The sequence below is a fragment of the Arthrobacter sp. ISL-95 genome (genome assembly GCF_018613695.1).
Classification (GTDB): domain Bacteria; phylum Actinomycetota; class Actinomycetes; order Actinomycetales; family Micrococcaceae; genus Arthrobacter.
This window is the reverse complement of the sequence record NZ_JAGGPR010000007.1, coordinates 87766-112031: the sequence shown is the minus strand read 5'-3', so window position 1 is coordinate 112031 and position 24266 is coordinate 87766. Positions and strand designations below refer to the sequence as shown.

General features: G+C 61.4%; 29 protein-coding genes and 3 pseudogenes. 16 read left to right on the top strand and 16 right to left on the bottom strand.

Going from position 1 to position 24266, the window contains the following annotated elements:
* Nucleotide 1 precedes the first annotated feature (1 nt).
* The 3 genes from J7I86_RS12005 to J7I86_RS11995 form a co-directional block, all read right to left on the bottom strand.
* On the bottom strand, nt 2-1174 hold the full coding sequence (locus tag J7I86_RS12005; RefSeq protein WP_214820101.1) for an ATP-binding protein: 1173 nt from the start codon (nt 1172-1174) through the stop codon (nt 2-4).
* A gap of 226 nt (nt 1175-1400) precedes the next feature.
* Nucleotides 1401-1679, bottom strand: a complete 279-nt coding sequence (locus tag J7I86_RS12000) for a hypothetical protein (RefSeq protein ID WP_214820098.1) — start codon at nt 1677-1679, stop codon at nt 1401-1403.
* Nucleotides 1680-1923: 244 nt separating this feature from the next.
* Nucleotides 1924-2223 carry a hypothetical protein gene (locus J7I86_RS11995; RefSeq protein ID WP_214820096.1) on the bottom strand — a complete coding sequence of 100 codons (300 nt, stop codon included), beginning with the start codon at nt 2221-2223 and terminating at the stop codon, nt 1924-1926.
* Between the two features lie 291 nt (nt 2224-2514).
* Here J7I86_RS11995 and istA point away from each other — a divergent pair.
* A pseudogene (gene istA, locus J7I86_RS11990) lies at nt 2515-3763 on the top strand (IS21 family transposase); the annotation flags it as partial.
* A pseudogene (istB, locus tag J7I86_RS11985) lies at nt 3681-4473 on the top strand (IS21-like element helper ATPase IstB). The pseudogenes istA and istB, both read left to right, overlap by 83 nt.
* 178 nt (nt 4474-4651) lie before the next feature.
* Here istB and J7I86_RS11980 read toward each other — a convergent pair.
* Complete coding sequence (locus tag J7I86_RS11980; protein ID WP_309476720.1) at nt 4652-5017, bottom strand: MerR family transcriptional regulator; 366 nt, start codon at nt 5015-5017, stop codon at nt 4652-4654.
* 176 nt (nt 5018-5193) lie between these two features.
* On the opposite strand from J7I86_RS11980, the gene J7I86_RS11975 reads away from it, so the two are divergent.
* A complete protein-coding gene (locus J7I86_RS11975; RefSeq protein ID WP_214820094.1) occupies nt 5194-6717 on the top strand; it encodes a SulP family inorganic anion transporter in 1524 nt (507 codons plus the stop codon).
* Between the two features lie 445 nt (nt 6718-7162).
* Here J7I86_RS11975 and J7I86_RS23120 read toward each other — a convergent pair whose 3' ends face one another.
* The gene (locus J7I86_RS23120; RefSeq protein WP_309476719.1) at nt 7163-7318 is read right to left on the bottom strand and encodes a hypothetical protein; all 156 of its coding nucleotides are present in this window, start codon (nt 7316-7318) and stop codon (nt 7163-7165) included.
* 69 nt (nt 7319-7387) lie between these two features.
* On the opposite strand from J7I86_RS23120, the gene J7I86_RS11965 reads away from it, so the two are divergent.
* Nucleotides 7388-7546: a hypothetical protein gene (locus J7I86_RS11965; protein ID WP_214820092.1), complete on the top strand. Its 159-nt coding sequence runs from the start codon at nt 7388-7390 to the stop codon at nt 7544-7546.
* A gap of 245 nt (nt 7547-7791) precedes the next feature.
* Here the strand turns inward: J7I86_RS11965 and J7I86_RS11960 are convergent, their stop codons facing one another.
* Genes J7I86_RS11960 through J7I86_RS11940 form a run of 5 tightly spaced genes read right to left on the bottom strand, consistent with a single transcriptional unit; the run spans nt 7792 to nt 10139 of the window.
* Nucleotides 7792-8412: a hypothetical protein gene (locus tag J7I86_RS11960; protein ID WP_214820089.1), complete on the bottom strand. Its 621-nt coding sequence runs from the start codon at nt 8410-8412 to the stop codon at nt 7792-7794.
* 43 nt (nt 8413-8455) lie between these two features.
* On the bottom strand, nt 8456-9037 hold the full coding sequence (locus J7I86_RS11955) for a DUF6286 domain-containing protein (RefSeq protein ID WP_214820088.1): 582 nt from the start codon (nt 9035-9037) through the stop codon (nt 8456-8458).
* The gene (locus tag J7I86_RS11950) at nt 9034-9444 is read right to left on the bottom strand and encodes an Asp23/Gls24 family envelope stress response protein (RefSeq protein ID WP_214820086.1); all 411 of its coding nucleotides are present in this window, start codon (nt 9442-9444) and stop codon (nt 9034-9036) included. Before J7I86_RS11950 ends, J7I86_RS11955 begins: the two co-directional genes overlap by 4 nt.
* Complete coding sequence (locus J7I86_RS11945; protein ID WP_214820084.1) at nt 9441-9620, bottom strand: hypothetical protein; 180 nt, start codon at nt 9618-9620, stop codon at nt 9441-9443. The genes J7I86_RS11950 and J7I86_RS11945 overlap by 4 nt, the downstream gene beginning before the upstream one ends.
* A gap of 57 nt (nt 9621-9677) precedes the next feature.
* The gene (locus tag J7I86_RS11940; protein ID WP_214820148.1) at nt 9678-10139 is read right to left on the bottom strand and encodes an Asp23/Gls24 family envelope stress response protein; all 462 of its coding nucleotides are present in this window, start codon (nt 10137-10139) and stop codon (nt 9678-9680) included.
* Nucleotides 10140-10386: 247 nt separating this feature from the next.
* On the opposite strand from J7I86_RS11940, the gene J7I86_RS11935 reads away from it, so the two are divergent.
* From J7I86_RS11935 to J7I86_RS11905, 7 genes and pseudogenes are all read left to right on the top strand, one after another.
* Complete coding sequence (locus tag J7I86_RS11935; RefSeq protein WP_286179711.1) at nt 10387-10989, top strand: RNA polymerase sigma factor; 603 nt, start codon at nt 10387-10389, stop codon at nt 10987-10989.
* On the top strand, nt 10980-11564 hold the full coding sequence (locus J7I86_RS11930) for an Asp23/Gls24 family envelope stress response protein (RefSeq protein ID WP_214820080.1): 585 nt from the start codon (nt 10980-10982) through the stop codon (nt 11562-11564). Before J7I86_RS11935 ends, J7I86_RS11930 begins: the two co-directional genes overlap by 10 nt.
* A complete protein-coding gene (locus J7I86_RS11925) occupies nt 11557-11970 on the top strand; it encodes a hypothetical protein (protein ID WP_214820079.1) in 414 nt (137 codons plus the stop codon). Before J7I86_RS11930 ends, J7I86_RS11925 begins: the two co-directional genes overlap by 8 nt.
* Nucleotides 11971-12140: 170 nt before the next feature.
* Nucleotides 12141-12269, top strand: coding sequence for a hypothetical protein (locus tag J7I86_RS22860; protein ID WP_286179702.1), 129 nt, complete (start codon nt 12141-12143; stop codon nt 12267-12269).
* Nucleotides 12270-12427: 158 nt separating this feature from the next.
* The gene (locus J7I86_RS11915; RefSeq protein WP_214820077.1) at nt 12428-12601 is read left to right on the top strand and encodes a hypothetical protein; all 174 of its coding nucleotides are present in this window, start codon (nt 12428-12430) and stop codon (nt 12599-12601) included.
* Between the two features lie 145 nt (nt 12602-12746).
* Nucleotides 12747-13091: a DUF4386 family protein gene (locus J7I86_RS11910; protein ID WP_309476725.1), complete on the top strand. Its 345-nt coding sequence runs from the start codon at nt 12747-12749 to the stop codon at nt 13089-13091.
* A gap of 1109 nt (nt 13092-14200) precedes the next feature.
* Nucleotides 14201-14449: pseudogene (locus tag J7I86_RS11905) on the top strand (ATP-binding protein); the annotation flags it as partial.
* Between the two features lie 32 nt (nt 14450-14481).
* Here J7I86_RS11905 and J7I86_RS11900 read toward each other — a convergent pair.
* From J7I86_RS11900 to J7I86_RS22855, 3 genes are all read right to left on the bottom strand, one after another.
* The gene (locus J7I86_RS11900) at nt 14482-16539 is read right to left on the bottom strand and encodes an acyltransferase family protein (RefSeq protein ID WP_214820072.1); all 2058 of its coding nucleotides are present in this window, start codon (nt 16537-16539) and stop codon (nt 14482-14484) included.
* 281 nt (nt 16540-16820) lie between these two features.
* Entirely contained in the window at nt 16821-17111 is a 291-nt protein-coding gene (locus J7I86_RS11895) for a hypothetical protein (protein ID WP_214820070.1), read from the bottom strand.
* Nucleotides 17112-17631: 520 nt separating this feature from the next.
* The gene (locus J7I86_RS22855) at nt 17632-17868 is read right to left on the bottom strand and encodes a hypothetical protein (protein ID WP_286179701.1); all 237 of its coding nucleotides are present in this window, start codon (nt 17866-17868) and stop codon (nt 17632-17634) included.
* 1481 nt (nt 17869-19349) lie between these two features.
* Here J7I86_RS22855 and J7I86_RS23295 point away from each other — a divergent pair.
* Nucleotides 19350-19853, top strand: coding sequence for an AraC family transcriptional regulator (locus tag J7I86_RS23295; protein WP_214820068.1), 504 nt, complete (start codon nt 19350-19352; stop codon nt 19851-19853).
* A gap of 1 nt (nt 19854) precedes the next feature.
* Here J7I86_RS23295 and J7I86_RS11880 read toward each other — a convergent pair whose 3' ends face one another.
* Nucleotides 19855-20052 (bottom strand): hypothetical protein, encoded by a 198-nt coding sequence (locus J7I86_RS11880; protein WP_214820066.1) that lies wholly within the window; start codon nt 20050-20052, stop codon nt 19855-19857.
* A gap of 137 nt (nt 20053-20189) precedes the next feature.
* Between J7I86_RS11880 and J7I86_RS11875 the strand changes: the two genes are divergently transcribed.
* Nucleotides 20190-20393, top strand: a complete 204-nt coding sequence (locus tag J7I86_RS11875) for a hypothetical protein (protein ID WP_214820064.1) — start codon at nt 20190-20192, stop codon at nt 20391-20393.
* Between the two features lie 202 nt (nt 20394-20595).
* On the opposite strand, the gene J7I86_RS11870 is transcribed toward J7I86_RS11875, so the two are convergent.
* A complete protein-coding gene (locus J7I86_RS11870) occupies nt 20596-20799 on the bottom strand; it encodes a cold-shock protein (RefSeq protein WP_214820062.1) in 204 nt (67 codons plus the stop codon).
* Between the two features lie 252 nt (nt 20800-21051).
* On the bottom strand, nt 21052-21810 hold the full coding sequence (locus tag J7I86_RS11865) for a GAF and ANTAR domain-containing protein (protein ID WP_309476717.1): 759 nt from the start codon (nt 21808-21810) through the stop codon (nt 21052-21054).
* Nucleotides 21811-21941: 131 nt separating this feature from the next.
* On the opposite strand from J7I86_RS11865, the gene J7I86_RS11860 reads away from it, so the two are divergent.
* The 3 genes from J7I86_RS11860 to J7I86_RS22850 all read left to right on the top strand — a co-directional run bounded on the left by J7I86_RS11860 (nt 21942) and on the right by J7I86_RS22850 (nt 23614).
* Complete coding sequence (locus tag J7I86_RS11860; RefSeq protein ID WP_309476716.1) at nt 21942-22214, top strand: hypothetical protein; 273 nt, start codon at nt 21942-21944, stop codon at nt 22212-22214.
* A gap of 387 nt (nt 22215-22601) precedes the next feature.
* A complete protein-coding gene (locus J7I86_RS11855; RefSeq protein ID WP_214820058.1) occupies nt 22602-22961 on the top strand; it encodes a hypothetical protein in 360 nt (119 codons plus the stop codon).
* Between the two features lie 368 nt (nt 22962-23329).
* A complete protein-coding gene (locus tag J7I86_RS22850) occupies nt 23330-23614 on the top strand; it encodes a hypothetical protein (protein WP_286179700.1) in 285 nt (94 codons plus the stop codon).
* Nucleotides 23615-24266: the final 652 nt, after the last annotated feature.

The following is a 24266-nucleotide window of genomic DNA, read 5'->3' as shown; positions in this document are numbered from 1 at the left end:
GCTACTCCTCGTACTGGCGGCCGATGAAGCCGGACATGCCAGGTACCGTGAAACGCACCGCTCCATGGTCGGGAGCATAGATGAGACCCTTGGCGATGAGGTTTGACCGGGCAACCGTCAGTTGGCTGGCGGCCCGGTTCAGCCGTGACGCCACCAATGCAGTTGATGATGCTTCGTCGTTATCCTCGGCCATCGCGCGCAGATACTGGCGTTCGGCCGGGGTTGCCCGTTGCCAGCGTGAACGGAAAAATCCTGCATCGAGTTGCTCCGTGCCAATTTCGACGGCCAACGTGGCGTCCTCAATGTTGACCGTCTTACTGGAGGAAACATCCCATGCTGCTTTACCGTACGCCTGGAGGAAGAACGGATAGCCGTCAGCGGCGGTAACCAGGGCGCGGAGTGCGTCCGCATCCAACCGGGCACCGAGTTTGTTCATCGGCAGGCTAATGGCATCGGCCGCCGAGGAATGGTCTAGCGCACCGATGGTGCGGTAGTCAAAGAGCCTCTCCGAGTAGGACCTCGCGGCACTCAGCTTGCCGGGGAGGTTGGGCAGTCCGGCGCCGATGATGAAGAACGGCCATCCCTTTTGTCCAGCCAGATGCTGGACCGAGATCAGAGCGCCGAGCAACTCGTCGTCGAGATCCTGCATTTCGTCGATGAAGACTCCAAAACCTGCCTTGCTTCTCGCCATAGCTGTGGCGAGGTCCTCGACGAGTTCCTCGAGGTCGATGTCGAGGTTCCCGGAATCCGCCCGGCCCGCGGTCGTACCCAGAGTGGCCGAGACGCCTGTAAAGCCCAACGTAACGTTGAACGAGCCAATGCTCCCCAGGACGTCCTTCACGTAGCCCCACGCGGATTTGGCCCGCAATCTTCGAGCACCTGCTTCGATGGCCCGGGCGAGCTTCTGTCGAGTCGCCTTGCGCCCTTCCGGTGAGGGCTGCGCTTCAATCTGAACGACAAACCAGTCATGCCGCTCAGCCTGGGCGGCGAAATTGTTCAACAGCACGGTCTTGCCCACTCCCCGAAGTCCGGAGAGAAGCATCCCGCGCTCTGCTGCCTGTCGCTTGGTCCTGACTATGAGGCGGTCGAAAGCCTCTATCTCAGCTTCCCGGCCTTCCAAGGCAGGTGGCTTAAGGCCTGAGCCAGGGGCAAAGGGGTTCATGTCAGAGTCCACATGAGCAGTCTATACAAGAATATGAGTCGATATAAAGCATCTTTTATATCGACTCATATTTCTTTATCGGGTGGCGAGCCGCCGGGCAGTCAAAACCAATCCCTTCCGGCAGCCGCGGGCCGGTGGACTGCGAGCTGAAACCAGCCGTCTGCGGGTAAGAATCAGTCGGCCTTCCAGTCGCCGGCGGTGCTCCACTTCCTTGGTACTGGAACACCCTGGTGGCGCGTTAGGCCGCCCCGTCTAGTTCGCACACCGGCTCCACCTTGATCTCTGGCATGCCCCCAGGGACAACAAACTCTCGGTTTCGAAGCAGCATGAGCATCTGGTTGTGCATCTCCACGCCCAGCGCTTGACCTGCATATCCAGGTACCGATGCAAGGGCCAAGGACATTTCTCCGTCCAGTCGGATACCTGCCATAACGCTCGGGAGTTCAAGCGCCGCTTCCTGTAAGACTTCCTGCTCCATCTCAATCACATGGGTAACCGTGATGCGAAAGCGTGCCATGCCCGAACCTTCCTTTAGTGGTTACTCTCTTTAGACTGGCCTTCCATGCTCACTCTCTGAGCGGCTCACTCACGCTCCAAGATCTCCGAGATGGATTGGATTGCAGTTTTGGTCCGCTTCATCGGAACTGGACTCGCTTTGTTGGAGGACGGTGCCTACGAGCGAGTCAGAGCCCCCTTACGGATACAGTGCGGGTGCCCTAGGATTCGTGACGCGAAGAGCGTGGATATTTTTGGGCTGCGTTCTATCCTGCTTCCGCGTGATGATTCTCGCCGCGCAGTTGGTGCAGCCGGTAGGATAGGCGGGTCTTGTGGATTTCTTCGAGCAGCTCACGGTTGGTGACGGGCCGGGGCATTTCCCCCGACGGGCCGTCAGGGTTGAGGGTGGTGGCGGAGTCGTAGAAGCGTCGTTCCACATCGCTGGTTGGTTCCTCGAGGGCTGCCAGGACATAAGCGATGGCCCGCAGCTCCGGATCGCTGTGGAACTCTGTTGGCACATCGTGCAGGTTAAGGATGGCGGTGAGAGTAGCTTCGGTGATGCTCATAGCTGGATCCTTCCCTGTGTACTACCGCTCTCTTTGTTGATAAGTATGCTGATGGATTCAGGTAGGAGGAAGAGTCCTGATAGCCCTCCCTTACTCCCGGGGAAACCAGAAGCGACCTCATGCCATTTCCGTATTCAGCCCGCTTTTGGCTGTGACAGGTTTGGATGGCCCCGGTAGGACGGTTATCTTTGGCCCCACTTCGTGACTCGCCGGGCAATTGTGACGGTTATTCGTGGTCCCACCTTCAACGTTGGATTCATCAGTGGATGCATGCAACGGAAGGTGGTCTGGATGGAGTCGAGAGTGGAGTTGTTCGCGCAGATCCGAAGGGACGCCCGGGTTGAGGGCCTCTCGATTCGTGCGCTGGCGACCCGGCACGGGGGTTCACCAGAGAACGGTGAGGCAGGCCCTGGAGTCGGCAGCCCCTCCGGAACGCAAACCACGGCGGGGGGTGGCATGGCGGCTTGAGCCTTTCAAACCGGCCATCGACGCCATGCTGGTCGAGGACACGACCGCGCCGCGGAAACAGCGCCACACTGCCCGCAGGATCTTGGCCCGGCTGATCGAGGAGCACGGAGCGCAGGAGCTGTCGTACTCGACGGTGCGTGATTACGTGCGGGTCCGCCGGGCGCAGATCGATGTGGAGGCCGGCCGCCGGGTTGAGGTGTTCGTCCCGCAGGAGCATGCTCCAGGTGCTGAGGCTGAGGTGGATTTCGGTGAAGTCTGGGTCGTGTTGAAGGGGGTGAAGACGAAGTGCCACATGTTCGTCTTCCGGCTGTCCAGATCTGGCAAGGCAATTCACCGGATTTACCCAACCCAGGCGCAGGAGGCTTTCCTGGAGGAACATATCGAGGCGTTCAACGAGATCGGCGGCGTCCCGGTTAAACACATCCGCTACGACAACCTCACTAGTGCTGTGACTGCTGTGGTCTTCGGCCAAGGCCGGCAAAGGATTGAGAATGACCGGTGGGCGCTGTTCAAATCCCACTTCGGCGTAGATGCTTTCTATTGCCAGCCAGGCATCGCGGGGGCTCACGAGAAGGGCGGTGTTGAGGGCGAGGTCGGCTGGTTCCGACGCAACCGACTCTCCCCGATGCCGGTGGCTGAATCCCTGGATGAGCTCAACGACCGCATCCGCAGGTGGGAAGCCCAGGACGATGATCGGAGGATCAACGACAGGATCCGCACCGTAGGGCAGGACTTCGATGCCGAGCAGCCGTTCCTGGCGCCGTTGCCGGCGGAGACATTTGAACCCGGTCTGGTGCTGAACCCCAGGGTTGACAGGTCATCGATGGTCACGGTGCGGATGGTGAAGTATTCCGTCCCGGCGCGCTTCATCGGCAGAAAGGTCCGGGTCTCACTCCGGGCCTCGGAGGTCGTGGTGTTTGACGGTCGTGCCGTGGCGGCCAGACATCAGCGGATCGCCGCCAAGCACGGACAGTCGGTCCAGCTGGACCATTACCTTGAGGTCCTCAAAACAAAGGCGGGGGCTGACCGAACAAGCCGCCGTCGCGGCCGTGGACCAGGCCTGCCGACGGCTTCGCCTGCCCACCGTCCGGGCGGTCCTGGACGAAGCGCTGACCGTGGCAGGGAAGGAACAACTGACTTATCAGGGCTTCCTGGCGGAACTTCTGCTGGCCGAATGCGATGACCGGGACAGGCGCTCCTCGATCCGCAGGGTCAAAGCGGCCGGGTTTCCGCGAGATAAATGGCTCGGGGACTTCGATTTCGACGCGAATCCGAACATCAACCCTGCCACCATCCACACCCTGGCAAGCGGTGACTGGATCCGCAAAGGCTCCCCCCCTGTACCTGATCGGGGACTCCGGTACCGGCAAATCCCACCTGCTCATTGCATTGGGTACCGCGGCCGCGGAGAAGGGGTACCGGGTCAAATACACTCTCGCCACCCGGCTAGTGAACGACCTCGTCGAAGCCGCCGACGAAAAAGTCCTGGCCAAAACCATCGCCCGCTACGGCCGCGTGGACCTGCTGTGCATCGATGAACTTGGCTACATGGAATTGGACCGTCGTGGCGCGGAACTTCTCTTCCAGGTCCTGACCGAACGTGAGGAGAAGAATTCCATCGGCATCGCCTCCAACGAGTCTTTCTCAGACTGGACCAAGACCTTCACCGATCCGCGGCTTTGCGCTGCGATCGTGGACAGGTTGACCTTCAACGGCGCCATAATCGAAACCGGCACCGACTCCTACCATCTCGCTCACACCAAAGCCCAACAGACCCAGTAGGCCGCGCAAGGAGCCAGTGTTGCGGCGCAATTGTCTACACCGGGAAAGGACGCTGACCCTCTTTAGCCGTTCCCGGGCGCGTCTCCTCAACCGGCCTCGATAACCAGCCACCATCTGAGTGCGTGCCGGGTAGAGGAGTCACTCACGGCCCGGCACGCACGATTATGAGGCCCGGCCGCTAAGCCTTTGAATGAACTCGTCGGCCTGAGCCAGGTTCCGCGCCATCTTTGCCCGCTGGTGCACAGCCCTCCAGGAATCCGGCCAGCGTCGCCGACCGTTCAGGAGCGGTGACGTCCGGGGCTGCGAGGAGAGCAAGGATTTCAGCCATCTCCTCCAGTGAGAAACCCAGGGGCTTCATCTGCTTGATGACCATGAGCCGTTCGAAATCATCCTCCGAGAACACCCTGAAGCCGCCATCGGTCCGCGCTGTCGCAGGCAGAAGCCCCACGTCGTCGTAGTGACGGATGGTCCGCAGGGACAGGCCCGTCCGGTCCGCCAATTCACCGATGTGCATGGTGTTGGTGCTGCTGGTCTTAGCCGTCATCAGCGCCTCCGTCCTGTTCTGATTTAAACCCTACCATCACGTTAGAGTAGGGTCTGATTGGTGGGGTGAGACTCTCAAGAGTATTCCCCCCTCTTCCCGGCGCGGCGCTGCGCCCCTCATTCCTTAGCAACACCGAAGCCACAGCCGTGTCTTCTCGACCATGAACGGAGCCAGCAATGGCCGCCACAAAAGCCGAACACCCGCCGGCGTTCACCCCTGAACAACTTCAATCGGTCCGGGGAACCCTGATGTCACCGCAACGGCTCAAGACCGAGGTCCTTGCCGGCCTGGTCGTCGCGTTGGCGCTGATCCCTGAGGCCATCGCGTTCTCCATCATTGCCGGGGTTGATCCGCGGATTGGGCTCTTCGCCTCCTTCACCATGGCGGTCACCATCGCCTTCGTCGGCGGCCGCCCTGCCATGATCTCAGCGGCGACCGGCGCGATCGCCCTGGTGATTGCCCCGCTGGTGAAATCCCACGGCGTGGACTATTTCATCGCCGCCGTGATCCTCGCAGGCATCTTCCAGATCATCCTGGGCCTTTCCGGGGTCGCGAAGCTCATGCGCTTCATTCCCCGCTCGGTCATGGTCGGATTCGTCAACGCCCTGGCCATCCTGATCTTCATGTCTCAGGTCCCCGAACTCCTCGGTGTCCCATGGCTGGTCTACCCACTCGCTATTCTTGGCCTTGTTATTGTCTTCGGCCTGCCGAAGCTCACCAAAGCTGTCCCGGCCCCGCTGGTAGCCATCGTGGTGCTCACGTTGATCACCGTTCTCGCGTCCGTCGCGGTCCCCACCGTGGGCGACAAGGGCGACCTGCCCGACTCGCTCCCGCAACTGTTCATCCCCAATGTTCCGTTCAGCCTCGAAACCCTGCAGGTCATCTTCCCGTTCGCCCTCGCCATGGCTTTCGTGGGGCTACTCGAATCGTTGATGACGGCCAAGCTCGTGGACGACGTCACTGACACCCGATCCCACAAGACCCGCGAAGCCTGGGGCCAAGGTGTGGCGAACATCGCTACAGGCTTTACCGGCGGCATGGGCGGCTGCGCCATGATCGGTCAGACCATGATCAACGTCAAAGCCTCCGGCGCCCGCACCCGCATCTCCACCTTCCTCGCCGGCGTTTTCCTGCTCATCCTCGTCGTCGCACTCGGCGACATCGTCTCGCTGATCCCCATGGCCGCCCTCGTGGCAGTGATGATCTTCGTTTCCGTGGCCACCTTCGACTGGCACAGCATCAACCCCCGCACCCTGAAAATGATGCCCAAAAGCGAAACCACCGTCATGGTCGCCACAGTCATCGTCACCGTAGCCACCCACAACCTGGCCATCGGCGTGGGCGTTGGCGTGATCGTGGCCATGGTCATGTTCGCCCGCCGGGTAGCGCACTTCGTCACCGTCGAACGCACCGTCAAGACCATCGACAGCCACGAAACGGCCACCTACGTCGTGGACGGAGAACTGTTCTTCGCCTCTTCCAACGACCTCTACACCCAGTTCGAATACGCACTGGACCCCGAGCACGTCGTCATCGACATGCACGCCTCCCACCTCTGGGACGCATCCACCATCGCTGCGCTGGACGCCATCACCGAGAAATACCACCACCACGGCAAAGACGTAAAGATCGTCGGCCTCAACGACGCCAGCATCCTCATGCGCGAACGCCTCGGCGGCAAACTCGGCGCCGGCCACTGAGCCCGCTCAGTCCAGAAGGAGGCCCGTTACACATGTTGAACTGGTCCCCGAAAGTTGGACTAGCTAAATAGGTGTTAGACCGCGAGGGTGTAGGCACGGTATTCGACCGGGCTCAGGCCCTTTAGCTTTGTTGAGATTCTTTTGGCCGACGAACGAGTTCGACGTCGATGCAGCTGCAGAAGGCAAGCCAGCAGCTATCTTGGTAGGCCGTCGGAATCCCCTAGCAGCCACTCCATGGATTCAGCTCGTGAAGTGAAAAATTGGGTGGGGCACGGAGGGCTGTGTACGCCAAGGAAAAAGTTGGCCAGGATCCGATCGACAGGGCTTGACCCGAGGAGGGCTATCCGGTTGGCGGCGCAGGGAATAGAGAATATCGAACGGGCCTCCCGCGATACTCTCTCCGTGCTGGCCATATCAACCAGCATGGGGTATTCCAGTTCACCGGCTACCTCGTTACCGCTGCCATGGCTGCCCGCGCGTCATGGGCTTCAATGCGGACCTTTGGATTCCAGATCAGGTGGATGATGCCATCGGAACGCAGTCGCACGGTGCCCTTACCGCCATCAACCTCAACCGGCTCCTGGATTTCACGCTCCCTCATAGAGGGAATCCTACTGGAGCGTCCAGCTGTACTAAGTCAGGACATTGCATAGTCTCTTGTGGAAACCTGATGCTCCTCGAGAAGCTCGTTGATGCGCCGTTGAGTAGCGTGGTGACGTTCGACTTCAGGGGGCCATCCCCGGACCTGGGCATCGGCGATGAGGTCTTCCTCTCGGTCCAGTCGTGCCCGGAGCCTGGGAACGTATTCGCTGGTGGTAAGGAACTCTAGGCAGGAACGTCTGGACCTTCAGCGGGCAATCGGGGGCAGTGGCCCAGCTCCAGTTCGGTTTTGAGGAAGTTAGTATGCAGCTAATGAAGGGCCTGGTTACCGAGTTTGCCGTTCATCAGTGCCTCGATCGCAGGACCTGCCATGCGGTTGCCAGGCAGTAAGGGCAGCTTCGTATTCCCGCCGACCTCCGGGTCTGAGATGCGACTGTAGATCATCCGGAACCTGATCCATTGCTCGTGACGGGCCTAGTAGATCACGGTGCCGGTGGTCGCGACGGTGGTGCCGGCAAGAGCGTTGCGGCCGCTGATCTCAATCTGGATTCCTGTCCGCCGCAGCGGTGTCTCCAAGGCCGTGGAAAGGTCCGGAATGACGGTGGTGTTGATCCTGTGGAGGACGTCCTGGATGTCGGCGCGATTGTTAACCGTGATCTTCATGGTGAGATCCGGTTCCATGGCGGTGCCTCGCAGCAGCGCCGAGGAACCCACGACTCCGGGCAGGGTATTGATTTGGTTTTCCACGGCGGAGGCCAGCGCCGCAGCATCGCATAGCGTGGTTCCGGAGGCGGGATCCTGATGCAACCGGTACGTGTCGGCGGGATTCCTTCGGGGAATCTGTGCCAGGATCCATGACAATCCCAGGGCGCCGATGAGAACCCCGGCCACCAGGACAATGGCCGTAACATAGGCAGGTTCGAAGACCGTGTGCAGGTCACCTGTCACGACGGGACTTTCCGCGGCGGGCATTGCAGGGCTCATGGCGTGCAGCGTTCCGTTGGCGGCCAGCAGTGTCAGGACGCCGCCGGCGAGGGCGAGAATGCCGAGGATGAGGAGCCAGGTGCGGTTCAATACTCCGGCGTGTTGTCGCATGGGGTGCCTTCTTTCCGGAATGCGGGAGGATGGGTTGCCGATGTTATTCCCTGGACCGGACGGAGGCGGCGGCCTTCGGGACCGGGTTGAGCCCGGTACCGGTCAGGCGTTCGGTGACCACGGCAATCACTCGCGCGCGCAGCTCCCCTGTTTCGTGCAGGGCCGTGGTCACGTTCAGGTGGACTGCGCGTGCCGAAGCCGTGGCCGTGGCTGACCTGACGCCGTCGACGTGTTCACAGTGGGCCGCCGCATACCGCGCAATGGCCCGCCTTGTCATGACAATCTCCTGCGCGCCCGCCGCCGGGGCATGGCCCCCGTCCGCGGGTGCCTGCAGTTGTACGGCGTTGAAGCGGCCCGGAACCAGTGCTGCCGCGAGCAGGACGAATCCCAGGACCGTCGCCGCGGCCCCGGCAGCCCAGACTCCCGGATCGTTCCAGGTCACACCGGTCAGCCAGTCCCGGGGCCCGGCCAGATACACCGGCCACGAACCCGTGACCAGCCGGGCCACTGCCGCCCATACCAGTGCCACGCCGGCGGCCAGAAGCAGTGTTCCCAGGATCAGGGCAGGAATAGCCCGGCTGGGACGGTGCCGCAGGGGGGTGACTTTCCCATCGTGCCTGCTCATAACAGCCTCCGGCGGCCGGTGATTTCATCGGCAGGTTTCAGCCAGGACACTGTGATGTCGACCTGCCGAACCTCCACCCCGGTCAAGGCGGTGACGCGTTCGCTGATCCGGCGGCGCAACTGTTCGGTTGCCTGGCGCAGCGGCACCGGGTAGAGCAGCCCTATTTCCACGCTGAGCACGGCCATATTGCCTGCCAGTTCCACCGTGACTTTGGGCCGGACGGAAAAGTCAGAATGTGCTCCGATGCCCAGAAACCCTCCTGAAGACCCACCGGCAAAGGACTCCTCGCCGGCGACCTGACCGGCGATCTTCTCCACCACCTTCCGGTCCAGGACGGTGCGCCCCCGCGAATCCAGGTCCCGGTACTCCAAGTCCTGGGAGCCGGCAGGTGCTGCGGCGGTATTCATCGGCTGGATGCTTTGCCGAACAGGGCCTGCAGATCCAGTTTGCCTTCAGCGATACGGCCCACTATCAGCCCGATCAGGCCAAAGAGGACCGCTATCACCAGGGCTGTAAAGCCTCCGAAGGCCAAAACAATTCCTAGTACCAAGCCGACTGCCAGACACCATCGTGTAGTGGACATGCGGCGCTCCTTCCATAGTCGGTTACCGCCCGAAACGAGGCAGCGCAGGTGAGGTGGTTACTGCAGAGGCTGTTTGGCGTCCTCTTCGGGCCGCTCATCCTCGGGCAGATGAACATCGGTGACGTGGACGTTCACTTCCAGCACCTCCAGACCGGTGGCGCGCTCCACCGACTGGATGACATTGCGCCGGATACCTTGGCTGACCTCGACGATGGATGTTCCGTACTCGACGACGATGCTCAAGTCGATGGCGGTCTGGCGTTCACCCTTTTCCACGCTCACCCCGCCGCTGACATTGGTCTGGGAACCGGCGATACGCTCGGTCATCGCGCCGAACGCGCGCCGGACAGCGCTACCCATCGCATACACGCCGGGAACCTCACGCGTTGCCATGCCTGCCAGCTTCTGGACCACGGTTTCCTCAATGGTGGTATCTCCCCGGTCTGTGTGCAACAGGTCAGTGCTGCGGCGGGTCTCAACGGGGGCGTCCCGCTTCTGCCCCTCCTGGGTTGCCACCATGCCACCGGACTGTGCCGGGAACTGTGGGGCTTCTGTCACGGGAACCATCTCCAATCAAGCGATGCGATGTTTGCTTACATAGTTAAAGACGCACGGCACCACCAAACGTCACGCGGAAAGGCAAAACTGTTTTCTCCCTGCTTCCCTCGCACCGGGCATTCCCATGACCGGCCCCGTCTGAAAGTATTGGTCCTAATCCCCGAAACCCGGGTGGCGCGGTTCGGGGGCACAGGGGACGGCGGTGACGATGGATGAACATGAACCCGTTGCCCTGACCCGGCCCGAGGATCTGGACGAGGCGACCGTCGTCGCCCGGGCCCAGGACGGCAACCTGGACGCCTTCGAATACCTCGTCGAGGCGTATCAGGGCAGACTTTTCCGTCTCGCTTTCCGGATGCTCCACGACCGGGGCGAAGCCGAAGACGTCGTGCAGGAGACCCTGGTGGCCTGCTGGAGACAGTTGCCGCTGCTAATAAACGTGCAGGCTTTCAGCGGATGGCTTTACCAGATGGCCACCAACCGCTGCCTGGACAGTCTGCGCCGGCGATCCAGGCAGGCGGAGGTCGTCCAGGAACCGGTAACTTTGCAATCAATTCCGGGTTCCTTCACCGAACCGGGAGCCGGAGGCGATCCCGCCCGCGAAGCGGAAATCTCCTGCGAGATCGACGGCCTGACCACAGCGCTGTTGACCCTCCCGCCCGGGCAGCGCGCCTGCTGGCTCCTGCGGGAAATCCACGAACGCAGCTACGCTGAAATAGCCGCAACGTTGGAGATCAGTGAACCGACGGTCAGAGGCCGCCTCGCCAGAGCACGCGCACAACTCGCGGAAAGGATGAGTCAATGGCAATAGACGAAACCAATCCCCGCCTGGGCTGTGGCCGGAGCATCGACGAGGTCTGGGCAACCATCAACCAGCCCCCCACCGCCCATGAAAACGGCTGCGCCCCGTGCCGGACGGCACGGGGCAGCCTGGCAAAGCTCGCGGAGGCCGCCCGCACGCTTCGGGACAACGATGCAGAAGACCCCTCCCTGCAGCCCCATCACGCCGTCAAGGACGCCATCATGAACCTGGCCCGCGCCGAAGTCCGCAGGGGCAACCGGCTCCCCGTCTTCCAGTCTGGCCAGGGGGGCATCACGATCAGCGAACAAGCCATCACTTCAGTCATCTGGTTCGGCACCGATGCCCTTCCGGGAGTACGCGGCCGCCGCTGCCGCGTCCACGCTGACCCGGCTACCGCGGACGCCCTCCGCCCGGCCGGAACCGCCGGCATCTCGGTGGACCTTCGAATCGCCGTGGCCTCCGACACCGACATCCCCGGAACCGCCGAGCTGCTGCGTCAGCGGATCATCACCATGATCACAGGACACGTCGGACTCAACGCCGGGACCGTCAACATCACCGTGGAGGATTTCTACGATGTCTGAGCATCCCCTCGAAGCCCGACTGATCAGCAGCGATCTTATCGCCGACCTTGCTGCCCGCACCGCCCTCGATACACCAGGTGTCCTCCGGCTCGAACCGACCCTGAAAAACCTTCTCATCCACTTGGGAAAAGGAACACTCCAAAATCTCCGCAGGGCAGAGACCCGCACGACTCCCGCCCGGCACGACGGCGTCTTCGTGACCGTCCACCACGGCATCGCCGACGTCCAGCTCGACATCGCCACCGATATCGCGTTCGCAGCCCTGAACGTCGCCCAGGCCGTGCGGGAGCAGATCACCCGGACCGTCAGCCACACCGGGCTCACTCCCGGGCGCATCGACATCTCGGTCCTCGCTATAGAGCACCCGCCCACCGCCGCAACGGCCCGTCCCCCCACGCCCCTCTGACCCGGACACCAGCATGACGGCCACCCCACCGTCATCGTTACGGATCGGCCCGACGATTCCGAACCACGGCACCGCACCCGGACTCCCGAGCGCTACCCCTCGGCATCCTGATCTGCGGCACCAAGAACGACCGCAGCGTCAGGTACAGCCTCGGCCGCTCGACCTCGCCCATGGCCATTGCCGCCTACACCTACGACAAGCTTCCGGCCGCAGAGCAACAGGCCCCTCCCAACGAGGGGCACCTCGTTGCCGCGCTCGAATGGGCAGAACCCGAAGCCGGGCAGCGGGACTCCTATTAGCCCGTCGGCAGCCGCGATTTTTCGGGGATATCCCTGAAATGAGCAAACCGCGTCGTTGCGAGGTCGCGGGGCTGTTCTCCGACCCTTTCAGGACTCCGGCCTTTAACTGATCCTCCGCGGGCGGGTCAGTTCGCTGCCAATTCAACTGTCCTGTAACCATGGATGATTTATGGGCCGCGTTCTACCGTGTAGGCGGGAGAGCCGGAGAGATCGAGCTTGAGGCCTATCTTTACGGATTGATCCCGGTCAGCGGCACCGATAAGCAACTCCTCACCCCGGTCCTGACGACCATCATGCAGGCCAAAAGGACGACAGAGGGCACGGCTTTGTAGTTCCCTTGCGTGGCTGACGGCTGTTTGACCTGCTCGTAGGGTGAATGCAGCCGACGGTGGCCGGTGAAGTTGGCTCACCAGACACCGATTCGTTCGACTTGACCCGGAGACAATTAGGCGAAGCTCGTTCCTAGCGCGATTCTAGATTTCACGCCGCGGTCATTTTCGTCGGGTCGTAGCCGTCCTCTCGGTCGTGGCGCTGCGGCAGGATCCTGCAGGCATGGAGTCCGGAGCCCTGACCGCCGTCGGCGCTGGCCTCGTCGCGGTACACGACTGGACCTTCCTGCTTGGCTCCGGCGTCGTCACGGTCATCAACGCCCTGCTACTTGGCTCCCTGCTATACCGCTCCGGCTTGGTGCCGCGGCCGATCCCGGTGATGGGTTTCATCGGGGCGGCGTTTTTGCTCGCATCCTCGGGCGCCACCTTCTTCGGTCTCAACGAGCAGGTGTCCGCGTGGTCGGCCCTAGCGGGGCTACCCGTCTTCCTGTGAGAGTTCTCACTGGGTGTATGGCTGGTCGTGAAGGGCTTCCGGACCGCCGGTCTCACCACCATGGCACCCACGACGGTCCAGCAAACCTAGCCCCGGGTGGGAAGGCGCCCCTAGTCGAGATCCTGCGCCGGCTCTGTCGGCGAGGAGGATACCCACGGTCTTGGATAACGGACTTCACCAGGCTCGCGACCGGAACTCCCTGTCGAAGGAACCGGGTTGTCAGGTTCCCCGCTTAAGGCGAACCAGGATGGCGGTGCGCGAGGGTAGTGTCAGGCGCGCTGACCGAGGCAACCTGACCACAGCGGGACAGAGGATGTGCACGTTCGCCGGCTTCCCAATGTTAACTTCGTGGGGTTCTGGCACGAATTTCGTGAAGCGGGGACCGGTGTCCACAGTCCGGCTCCGGTAGCAGCTGCGCGCCCGCCGCGACAGCATCCCGGAGCCGGAGCGCGGGAACGCACTGTTCGCGCAGGCCCGGGCGGATATCCGCGCCGTCCCGTCCACCCGGTTACAGTTCTCCAATCAGCGGCTAAGTCCCGCCAGTTGCCTCCCAAAGCCTCCACGGTGTTTCTATTACGGATTCGTTGTCGAGCACGTCCAGGTCCGGACGCGGTAAGACCGGGACTTTGAGCTGCTCCAGTGCTCTCGCCAGCCGTGGCATGTTGCTTGTTCCCGAAGTAGGAAGGAATAGAACTTCGCTGGGTGGCAGGAGGCCGGGGCCGCCCTCGTCATTCCGCGGCGGCTGGCGGAGCGTCGTTCGCGCGGTCAGATTTTCGCAGCTAGCGCCGGTTGGTTTCCGGTGGTCTCTGCCATGTCCTTTTGGTGGCTCCCATCTAACCAGCACTGAGCCCCTGATCCAAGCCCGGCTAAGCCTTTGATCTCAGCGAAGGCGGCACGAGGCGTTGGGGCGACATTGGCTATTGCGCTGCTTAAGGCGCATGATGACCATGACAACAGTGCCGAAACGGATTCCTTGGTGTCTCCGACTTTTGACCGTTCTCGTGAAGTACCCAAGTCTCCTGGCCATCTGCATGCCGGTCTGGTGCTCCGATGGAGCCGTCAAGCAGCCGGCGGTTTCCATCGCGGAGGACCCTTCAAGCCGGCCGGCAAACGAGCTCGGTTACATGGAACTGGATAGACGTGGTGCCGATCTCCTCTTCCAGATCCTGATCGAACGCGAAGAGAGAGCATCTGTCGCGGTCGCCTCCAACGAATCCTTCTCCGGCTGGACGAAAACCTTCACGGACCCGAGGCTTTGCGCGGCCATCGTGGACCGGCTTACCTTCAACGGCACCATCATCGAAACCGGAACCGACTCCTACCGCCTCGCACACACCATCGCCAAACAAACTGTATAACTGGAAGCGCGGGTCGGCATGTCTGTCCGTGGTTATGGGCGCGGGGTGGTGTCCCATCTTTGGGCCAGGGTCTCTGTCATGGTCCGGGCGTATGTTTTGGTGAGGTGGTTGTCGTCGAGGTAGACGTAGACGTTGCCGACGATTCCCGGGCAGGTTTGCCCGTCGCAGATCAGGTCTGTCATGTCCAGGATCGTCAACCCAGTGAAGATCCCTTCGAGTTGTTCGAGCGGGTTGCTTTCGGCCAGCACCGAAGACTGGGCTGGGCGGCAGTCGGGGTTCTCGACGGTTGAGACCATCGCGCATTCACTGGGGCTGAAGGAGAACCGGGGGTTATCCCTCATGGCGATCACTTCCACGCCTTGGTCGGTCATTTCCCCGACCAGCTCGTCAAGACCCCAGGTGAGGTCCTCATCGGGGGAGTCCGGGACGGCTGCGGTGCCTACCAGAAAGACGGTATCGGGTTTGTGAACGCGGATGTGCGCGCGGAGTTCTTTGTTGAAGGTATTGCATTCGTCCCCGTACTCCGGGTTCTCCGTCATGAAGGGACATGCCCCGAACGTGAGGGCCTGGACACGCCAGTTGTTTTGCTGTGCCAGAGGCCCGATCGCTCCAAGCCACTGCTGGGCATGAGAATGTCCGACCACCAGTACAGTCTTTTCCCCGGTGTTCCCTATATCGTTCTGTTGGCAGTTCTCACGGAGCAGCCGGTCTGCGGGTCGCAGGTCCCCGGCGCAGGGGCCACCAAGGGATGCCCAGTCCTCTGGCAGCTGTTCCGGTCTCGGCAACGTCCTCGCGTTCTCTCCCACATGGTTCTCGTACCCCGGAAGCAACGCCGCCGCTCCAGGGTTGTCCTCCGAGCCCTGGGATTCGGCGGCGTTCTTTTCCATCTGTTGCTGGTAGGCGAACAACGCCATCGGTGCCGATCCTGCGGCGAGGCAGATAGCTACGACGGCGGCTAGCCGGCGTTGGTTGACTTCCGGCCAACGCCAGGAGCGCAGCGGCTGTTCGATGAAGCGGGTGGTCAGATACGCCAGAAGCAGCGCCAGGCCAATGACCAGTGCACCGGTTACCCCGTCCGCGTGGTCCTCGCCGAGCCATACGAGTGTAAGCACCAGCAGAGGCCAGTGCCACAGGTAGAGGGCATAGGAATGTGCGCCCAACCCCACCAACAGCTTCGATGCCAGGACCCGGTCAACCCCGAAACGGCTCCCCGACTGCCCGGCGGTGATGACCGCGACGGCGGCAAGGGTTGGCCACAGAGCCACGAAACCAGGAAAAGCTGTCTTGACCTGCAGGACCATGCCGCAGCTCAACATGGCCGCAACTCCCACCCACCCAAGAACAGCGCTCAGACCTTTGCCGGGCCTCAGATACGGCAGTGACAGTGCCACCAGGGTGCCCAGCGCAAATTCCCACAGACGGGCGAAGGTATCAAAGTACGCGAGTTCCTGATGAGCTGCGGTGAAATAGACCGAGTACGCCAACGAGGCAAAGAAAATGACACCGAAAACCCCCAGCAGCACGACCCGGTAGCGCAGCCCGAAGCGCCGACACACTGCGGCGGTAGCGATAAAGATCGCCGGCCAGAGGATGAAGACCTGACCCTGGATGGACAGTGACCAGAAGTGCTGGAACGGACTCGCCAAGCTATGGTCCGCGGCGTAGTAGTTGACCACCTGCCGCTGGAGCAGCCAGTTCTCGTAATAGAACAGGGACGCCCATCCCTGGCTGACGACCTCAAGCCAACGCGTCCGCGGAACGATCATGAAGGTCAGCGCCAAGGTGCCCGTCAAGACTACGACGACGGCGGGCAGCAGCCGCCAGAACAGATGCAGCCAGTGCCGCACCAGCGGCACCGAACGGCCGTGCTCGTAACGGCCCACGAACTGCAGGGTCATCAGGAACGCCGAGATCAGTAAGAAGACGTCCACCCCACCTGAGACCCTGCCAAACCAGACATGGTACGAAACGACCATCAGCACTGCCAGGGAACGCAGCCCCTGGATCTCCGGACGAAAGCCCGGACGCCCCCCATCACCCGGTAGACGCTTGGGGCTCTCAGGTGAGACAAGTTCTTTGGTGACCGTCATCGGTAATCTCCCTTGCCTTCAAATCAGCGCCCATAAAGGAGCCGAACCAGCCAGCCGGCGCGGGACGGCTTCTTCCTAAATCTACTTAGAATCGCTCAAGATCAGATCAAGTCTTTGAAGATGTCCCTGCCCGTGAGGCAATCCCGAGAAGTGGGTACCACTCAGGCCGTCCTGATGGACTCCAATCGAGTTGACACAATCAGGTGAGGGTCCGATCGACCTGACCTCCCATAGGTGCCCGAAAGGACTCAGCCCTGGGAAGAGGAGCGCCGGTCCGTGCCCTACCCTGCCTTCCGTTCCGGGGTGTGCAGCTGGTGAAGCCGGTTGGATAACCGGGTCTGGTGGATTTCCGTGAGCAGCTCGCGGTTGGTGACCTGCCGGGGTATTTCGTCCGGCGCGTCTGCCGGGAGGGTGGTTTCGGCGTCGTAGAAGCGTCGTTCTACTTCGCTGGTTGGTTCCTCAAGGGCAGCCAGGGCGTAGGCGACGGCTCGCAGCTCCGGATCTGGATGGAACTCTTGCGGTACATCATGCAGGTTCAGGAGGGCGATGAGAGTAGCTTCGGTGATGCTCATGTCGATACCCCTTCCTCGGCGTTGATGCGTGTTCACTGATAAGTATGCTGACTACTTCAGTTCGAAGGAAGAGACCAGGATGGAGCGCTGCCGTCCCGGGTGAACCCTCAGTGCTGGGCGATCTACCGGTCTCTAAACCCGTGGCTGGCAGAGGCCTCGAGTCCCCAATATCGGAGTTGAGGCCTTAACTGCTGTTGTCCCTTGTCTGGTCGGGAAGCCGCCTTAGGGCTACACTTCCCACATGCATGCCCTTGTCCTGATGGGTGTCGTTTTTGTGGCGGCGGTGTTGTGGGTGGGAGTCATCATGACGACGCTGGCCAGGTTCGGTCGGGGGCGAGACCACGCCAAGCACTTGGACCGGCGGCCGGCACGTTCGAACGCTGAACAACCCGGAAAAGATCCTGCCCCAAGGCAACCTGCCCGGGCCGCGGAGGATCGTGCACTTGATGGTGGAAAAACGCGGCTATACCGTCAGGTCTGAAGCCCACCGGTGCCCCCACTGGTGGGCTTCTGTGTGCGCTCAGGAAGCGACAGGAAGTGCCATGCCGGTTGCTTGATCAGGTTCCCCAAGCCACACAAGCGCCTCCGCCTTCGAGGTGAAGAACCGCGTCGGGCACGGAACCTGACCGGTGCTGAGTTGGTACTCGACCAATGTGTGGTCCACCGGGCCGGCGCCCAGCAACGCGACCCTGGAAGCGGCACAGGGTTCAGCGAAGACTTCGCGGGCACCGTGGCTAAGGAATTCCGTGGCAGCCATCTCAACCAGCAACGGATAAGTTCGGCCGTTCGCGACTTTTGTTGATGGCGTCCATGGCAGCCCGGGCGTTACCGGCTTCGATGCGCGTACCCCGATTCCACGCCAGATGCAGGAGATGACCCCCGTCAAGATGAATCATGCAGTCCTCCAGGTCAAGTTGATCCATCACTGCACCTCCGATGCCTTGCGATTGTTAGGCGCAGGGCCGGACAACACTTCTGGGTGGCGTGGCCCGGTCCCTGCCCGCGGAACCTATGGCAGCCCCGGCCAAAGTGGGGGGGACGATGGCCGTTTGTCCGGATCCGCTGTATTCAGTAAAAGCCAATAGCCAAGCCCTCCACACGAGTAATCGGTACTCACCTTTTAGCCTCCCACCCAAAGCCCACTACTTGCCCGGCTTCTTCCCCTCCGAGTACTCCCCCACGCCCCGCCCATACCCGCTAGGTGCATTCAGAATCCGCACCTTCTCCGCACGCATCCCCCAGACATAGCCCCTTGTCTTGATCACCGTGACAGCCTTGCGTTGGCTCATCGCCAGACCCATCCCTCAAGGAGGCCCGCGAACCACGTCTCCCGGACCTTTTTTAATAAGGCAACGCGGTCTCTGGTGACACGCCACATTGGTTTGTAGTCTGTCTGTCCCCAACCGTTGACTGCGGAAGGAACCCACGAAGGATCCACGCAGGTCAGCGGTCGTCTACGCGCTACGAGGGGGGTGATGGCAGGCCCCCCGCGCTGCTGCGGGCGCTCCCGGACCGGTCTCTTTGGCTTGGTGCCTCTGCGGTGAAGACCGCCTACGCGCGCTGAGTGAACCTCCCGGTCCGAACCCCGGCTGGAGTAGGTTTTGGCGTCGACAGCTGGCATCACCGTTCATTTCTGGGAAGGCATCGTTGTTATGGACCGTAATTCGGAAGATAAGCCGACAAGGAATTCAACCGCACGTATATGGAAATCAGCACTAGCTGCGTTTGCCGCCGCAGTACTGCTGCTGCTTCCTCTTGCTATCGGCATCGGCGTCGCAGCGCCTGCTACAGCCGCGGCGACTCAAGTAGACCCTGCAGGGGCCCCAACCCCAGTTTCTGGTCCATAAGGACGAGCATTCCGGCAAGTGAGGTGCTGGACCCATTAAGGAGCGGCCGCTTTGGGTAACGCAGAGAAACAACACACTCCACTGTGGTGCCGGTTCTTTCTGAGACCGTTTGGGATATCGCGGCAACACAGCCGTCAATAAAATCCTGTTCGCTCGCCGCTGCATGACCCAGCCGGGACAGATACTGGATCCAGGACGCTCGTCCGGCGCTTCTCATGGCACACATCCTACGGTGGAGCCACCCGGCCCCTACCCTTCACCGAGCCACAGCAGCGTTGACGGGACGAGCCCTCGTTCGTGAAAGTACTGCGGCCGCTGCCTGCCATCACGCCATTGCGGCCGTCTCGCGGGACGGACCCGTGGAAGAGGCTGGGCAATTATCATCGAATTCATGCTCGAAGTAGCTCTTCCCGGCACTGTGCCACGGCTCGATGATACGATCCCGTGCACCGCAAAACGTACAGTTGCGTACGTCAGAGCGGTCTGGTCATCTGGCGGCCTACGTGTAGTACCCATCAAAGAAATCGCCGAGGCCCTGAATATCTCCTCCGGTCACGTTTCCCGGTCTTTCCGCGATTGCTTCGGTCTCGGGCCTGCTGGTGGCCTCGAAATTGTGCGGTTAACTCAAGCGGCAATCGCCTTACAGCGCACATCATCAACACTGGGTGAGATCGCCGCAGGGTGCGGCTTCGATGATGAGTACCACCTCTCACGTCGTTTCTCCCGGATATACGGCTCGCCACGTTGCGAGGATCCGCTGGATTCAGTAAAGGCCTCCGGCCGGCCCTGCACACGAGTAGTCGGTACTCACTTTTTGAGCCCCGTCAGGAGTCCGACTACTTGCTTGCCCCACAGTGCCCCTTCAGTCATGCCTAGGCAGCCGAAAGCGGGCTGACTCAATCAGCAGTGGTCTCCGGGGCCTGTTTGGGCTTGAGGAGGCGCTGTTGAAGTTTGGCTTCGGCTGCTTCCCGGCGTTTGCCCACGACAAGCATCTGCTGGGTCGCCGGATTGTGCCGTGGAATGGTCAGCGTTTCCCGCTTGGCAGCTATCTGGTGATCCGCCGGCTCAGTGCCCTCGGATGGTTTCTGGACCATGTTCCATGATCCCACCACCGGGCCTCCCCGTACATGCGCACTGTTTTCCGTTGTCCGTGAACCTGTCATCGCGCTATCCCGATAGGGGTCTGAACATTAGGCGCCAGGAAGACTTCACACGGCAACGGACAGTGGCCATGAACGACCCACGACAACGAGCGCGACACCTCATCGAACAGGACACCATCACCCTTAACCGGCTATGGGTCAGATACTGGACCCATGGCGGCACCGGCACGGTCTTCGACCTTGACACTTACCTTTATGACCTGCAGGAACCAACCCCACTGCAGCTCCAAAGCCTTAGCCTGGCCTTGGAAGACCTGGAAGACACCGAGTGAATGTCCCTGAGAAGCCAGGCAGCTTTATCCCCCCTGGAATCCCGTGTCGATAGCCGGCTCGAGCTCCATCCGCGTCAGGACCTGTTAGGGCTTGTCCGGGACGGTATTCCCGGGGCCCGGAGCACAGGATGCTGCCCAGACGCCCGCCCCGCGAAACGACACCAAAGGGGCACGCGGTCGAAGTGCCGCAACCGTGCGGTCGTTACAGGGGTTGGACGCTCTCTGCCTGCGGCCCTTTTTCGCCCCTGACGGGGGTGAACTGTACTCTCTGGTCTTGCGTTAGGGTCCAGTAGCTTCCGCTGAGGATGGCCGTGTAGTGGACAAACACTTCGACGGACCCGTCATCGGGGGCAATGAAGCCGAAACCCTTCGCCGCGTTGAAACATTTGACCCTCCCTGTTGCCATGCCGCATCCCCTTCGACCCCGCGGAGCTGCGCACCCTTGCGCTTGTCCCGGCTCCGCGAGGTAGGCCCAAACGTACGTTGCCCGCACCAGGAGTGCAACGGTTCAGCCACCTTCCCGTTCATGACTGGCATCGGCTACAGGATGGAGTCGGTTAGGAGGGCAGGGGGTGGTGCGGCACGTGTACGCTTCCTGGCGTCAATTTCAGGCTGCCGGGCGTTGCACGCTCATGACAACCCGTGGCGGGGCCGCGTGTTAGTCCTCGAAACGCAGACTAAGGTCGGGGCCCCCGCCCAGGCGGGAGATGATCTCAGCCGCCACCTGGTGCAGTTTTTCGTTCCTGTGGCTGGAGGCTTTTTCCAGGATTGTGAATGCGTCGTCTTGGGAGCAGCGGCTTTGGGCCATGATCACGCCCCGAGCGAGATCGATGACGGTCCTGTTGGCCATCGCCATTTTGAGGTCGCGGTTGAGTTGCTCTACGGTTTCGATCCGGATGTCCAGGCGCAGGGTGCTGCCGGCCACATCCGCGAACGCCTCAGCTGCACTGATTGCCTCTTCGGTGAACAGCCCCGTCTCCGGGGCGAAGAAGTTAAGCACCGCCTCGGACGTTTCACCCAAATCCACCGGAACACCCAAAGCGCTACGGACCGCGGCCGCTGCCAAAGCCCGGCTGTATTCAGGCCAAGAGTTCTCTGTCGCCACGTCGGCCAGAAGAACCGGGTGCCCGGCGTTGAGCGCATCCACGCAAGGACCCTGGCCAAGCTTTTGTTCGATGCGGTCCAGAAGTACCGCCTCGTTGCTGCTCCCGGCGATGGTGGCGGTGCGTTTGCGCCGACGCAACGTCAGAGCACAATCAATCCGCGCCCCGGCCACCTGGCTCATCGCAGCCGAGGCGAAACCGGTCACACCCGTCAGGATCCCCTGGATGTCCGTGCTGCCGGTCACCAGCTCATGAAGACTGAGAATATGTTCGGCTTGTTCCAAGGTTCCATAAGCCCCATCGTAAGCAGCCACCCCCCATACGTCACCCGAGAACGGTCCCGTCAAGCGAGGATCATTCGGCGGGCACCCGAAACAGGGTGTTCCTCCTGACCAGAGCAGTCGCTTCGTCGTTGCCCAGGAAAAGGAGCACCATGTAGATTGAAGTGGTAAGCACCCTGATCATCAGGCTCGCAGGAGGCCCCAACAGCACCGGGACACCAGCCATGAACGACCCACGGCAAACAGCACGGAACCTCATAGGAGAACACTTCATTACCCTTGACCGTCTCTGGATCAGGTACTGGGCCAACGGCGGAAACGTCACGCTCTTTGACCTCGACGCTTACCTCTATGAGATACAGGACCCGCCTCCGGTGGACCTGAGAATTCTTGCCTGGGCCGTCGAAGACCTGCGGGAAGCAGACTCCCGGCACTGATCCATCCGCCTCCCACGTATCCCCCCGATACCGAAGTAGCGCGGCCACAGCTCGTCATTGTCTATATCCGCACTGCTGATGGCCTAACGGAGGCCCCGGAGCTGTGCTCGCCCCTCAGGCCTGATCCATGCGGCCCGTTTCCCTCAAGTTCACCTCGTGCAGGCCAGGGCACTGTAGGTGAATGTAGCTGCTTGCTGGACCACGAGCAATCGGTTGCAGGCAGAGGGGTACCCGGACCTGGCCGGGCTCAAACCCCAGCACCGGAAGCGTTAGCCTAGGCGATAATTAGCGTTGAGTTCATAATTCGCTGGCAGAGCTTTTGCACAGTCAGCCCTCCTCAAGCATCAGTTCACGACTGCGCTTTCCGCAGCGCAAGATGGAGACAAGATGACTTCCTCAAACTTAGCCAAGGTGCAGGGTAGCTTCAATGTCATCAGCGGGCTCTGGCCGTTAGTGCACATGGGCAGCTTTGAGGCGGTCACCGGACCCAAAACCGATAAATGGTTGGTCCGAACCGTTTCAGGGCTGCTCATCACCATTGGTGTCGAGCAATTACGCGCTGCCTCCCGTGCAGAGGCTGACCCTGCGTCGAAACGTCTCGGCATTGGGACTGCGGCCACACTTGCAGCCATCGATCTGATTTACGTAACCAAGGGGCGCATCAGCAAAAACTACCTACTGGACGCCGTCGTTGAAATACTCTTCATTTGGAAGTGGTCGAAGGCTCCCAGGTCCAAAGGCTCATAGTCAGAACCTTGGGACAAGCGTTCACTTGGCAAAGACCTTGGAGCATCTGACGATGCCCCGGTCGGCTTCTGATGGTTATTACCGCCTCAATCTTGGGTAGGACTGAGATGGAGGTCCCGTCCGGGGCCAATCGGGAACGGAATGGGAGCACGATAATGGATAGCGAAACCCGTGGGAAAACCCTTCTGTTGGCGGCCGCGAAAGGCGCCTTATGTGGTTTGGTCGGGGTGGCGGCAATGACTGCCGGTGAGAAAGTCGAACAGGCCTTCACGAGGCGCGCAAACTCTTACATACCTGCACGGACGCTACTTGCCCTCTTAGGGAGAGCTCCGCAGCAAGAGGAAAAGCCTCTGCTTTGGAACCACCTCATGCACTGGGGCACCGGAGCGCTTCTGGGATCTCTACGCGGAATCTGGGCGGCTACCGGTATACGCGGAACGGTGGCGAATGCCAAACATACAGCCGTGCGGATCGCCTTCGACCAGACGCTCGAAAACGCAACGGGCATGGGTGCACCTCCCGCGACCTGGAACACACAGGAGCAGCTTATCGACGTGTTCCACAAAACCATCTATTCCCTGGCCACAGGTATCACTGCCGACCAGTGGATCCAACCACGAACTGAGACCCGCAAAGGGGCCAGCAGTCACTAGCCCTCGGCCACTCTCCGCTGGCTCTGGCTGGTAGCGATCCTCGGAAAGCCCACGCCAGGCGTGAAGCAGGAATAGCCCCGGTCTCCGGGAAGTCCTCCGGTGCTGGGCGCCAGCAACCCGGTGCTCCCAATTCGACGGTTGGGCTCGGCTGTTGTGGCCTGTCGCGCGCATCAGTTTTCGTGTCTGATGTTTTCCGGCTGCGTCTGTTCCAAAGAACCGGGGCTCCGCGGCACGGCAAGGGCCACAACGAGAGCCTCGGTGCCCGGCTGCGGTGACCTGATCGTCAGGCTTCGAGCAGCCGTTGGTGTGGAAGGAGTGAAGATCTGAACATTTCGGGAGCCAAGAGATGTTGAGGTCTGCATGGAATACACGGTACCGAGATGATCTTCGACGCTAATAATCGGAGGCGAAGGCTTGACCTCCGCTTTCGGGCTCATATGAATGTTGACGACAATTCCTGTCCCCCAAATCTCAACGGACAGAACCGTGAACACTATCTCCGGGGTCTGGTGGTGCCCGAACGTCGGCGGCAACAGAACGTGGCGAAGGTCGCCCTCGGGAAACGGATCTCTCACCCCGCGCCCTCCGCTCGCGGCGGGAGGAAGGCAGCGCCGAGTAGCTCACTTGAGCCCTCGACGAGCCGGGGTGCCGG

Excerpts from the sequence above, each read along its gene's own strand:
- J7I86_RS12000 (WP_214820098.1), bottom strand. The coding sequence starts at position 1,679 with ATGGCACGCTTTCGCATCACGGTTACCCATGTGATTGAGATGGAGCAG.
- J7I86_RS11995 (WP_214820096.1), bottom strand. The coding sequence starts at position 2,223 with ATGAGCATCACCGAAGCTACTCTCACCGCCATCCTTAACCTGCACGAT.
- J7I86_RS11980 (WP_309476720.1), bottom strand. The coding sequence starts at position 5,017 with ATGACGGCTAAGACCAGCAGCACCAACACCATGCACATCGGTGAATTG.
- J7I86_RS11975 (WP_214820094.1), top strand. The coding sequence starts at position 5,194 with ATGGCCGCCACAAAAGCCGAACACCCGCCGGCGTTCACCCCTGAACAA.
- J7I86_RS23120 (WP_309476719.1), bottom strand. The coding sequence starts at position 7,318 with ATGAGGGAGCGTGAAATCCAGGAGCCGGTTGAGGTTGATGGCGGTAAG.
- J7I86_RS11965 (WP_214820092.1), top strand. The coding sequence starts at position 7,388 with ATGCTCCTCGAGAAGCTCGTTGATGCGCCGTTGAGTAGCGTGGTGACG.
- J7I86_RS11960 (WP_214820089.1), bottom strand. The coding sequence starts at position 8,412 with ATGCGACAACACGCCGGAGTATTGAACCGCACCTGGCTCCTCATCCTC.
- J7I86_RS11955 (WP_214820088.1), bottom strand. The coding sequence starts at position 9,037 with ATGAGCAGGCACGATGGGAAAGTCACCCCCCTGCGGCACCGTCCCAGC.
- J7I86_RS11950 (WP_214820086.1), bottom strand. The coding sequence starts at position 9,444 with ATGAATACCGCCGCAGCACCTGCCGGCTCCCAGGACTTGGAGTACCGG.
- J7I86_RS11945 (WP_214820084.1), bottom strand. The coding sequence starts at position 9,620 with ATGTCCACTACACGATGGTGTCTGGCAGTCGGCTTGGTACTAGGAATT.
- J7I86_RS11940 (WP_214820148.1), bottom strand. The coding sequence starts at position 10,139 with ATGGTGGCAACCCAGGAGGGGCAGAAGCGGGACGCCCCCGTTGAGACC.
- J7I86_RS11935 (WP_286179711.1), top strand. The coding sequence starts at position 10,387 with ATGGATGAACATGAACCCGTTGCCCTGACCCGGCCCGAGGATCTGGAC.
- J7I86_RS11930 (WP_214820080.1), top strand. The coding sequence starts at position 10,980 with ATGGCAATAGACGAAACCAATCCCCGCCTGGGCTGTGGCCGGAGCATC.
- J7I86_RS11925 (WP_214820079.1), top strand. The coding sequence starts at position 11,557 with ATGTCTGAGCATCCCCTCGAAGCCCGACTGATCAGCAGCGATCTTATC.
- J7I86_RS22860 (WP_286179702.1), top strand. The coding sequence starts at position 12,141 with ATGGCCATTGCCGCCTACACCTACGACAAGCTTCCGGCCGCAGAGCAA.
- J7I86_RS11915 (WP_214820077.1), top strand. The coding sequence starts at position 12,428 with ATGGATGATTTATGGGCCGCGTTCTACCGTGTAGGCGGGAGAGCCGGA.
- J7I86_RS11900 (WP_214820072.1), bottom strand. The coding sequence starts at position 16,539 with ATGACGGTCACCAAAGAACTTGTCTCACCTGAGAGCCCCAAGCGTCTA.
- J7I86_RS11895 (WP_214820070.1), bottom strand. The coding sequence starts at position 17,111 with ATGAGCATCACCGAAGCTACTCTCATCGCCCTCCTGAACCTGCATGAT.
- J7I86_RS22855 (WP_286179701.1), bottom strand. The coding sequence starts at position 17,868 with ATGGCTGCCACGGAATTCCTTAGCCACGGTGCCCGCGAAGTCTTCGCT.
- J7I86_RS23295 (WP_214820068.1), top strand. The coding sequence starts at position 19,350 with ATGCTCGAAGTAGCTCTTCCCGGCACTGTGCCACGGCTCGATGATACG.
- J7I86_RS11880 (WP_214820066.1), bottom strand. The coding sequence starts at position 20,052 with ATGGTCCAGAAACCATCCGAGGGCACTGAGCCGGCGGATCACCAGATA.
- J7I86_RS11875 (WP_214820064.1), top strand. The coding sequence starts at position 20,190 with ATGAACGACCCACGACAACGAGCGCGACACCTCATCGAACAGGACACC.
- J7I86_RS11870 (WP_214820062.1), bottom strand. The coding sequence starts at position 20,799 with ATGGCAACAGGGAGGGTCAAATGTTTCAACGCGGCGAAGGGTTTCGGC.
- J7I86_RS11855 (WP_214820058.1), top strand. The coding sequence starts at position 22,602 with ATGACTTCCTCAAACTTAGCCAAGGTGCAGGGTAGCTTCAATGTCATC.
- J7I86_RS22850 (WP_286179700.1), top strand. The coding sequence starts at position 23,330 with ATGCACTGGGGCACCGGAGCGCTTCTGGGATCTCTACGCGGAATCTGG.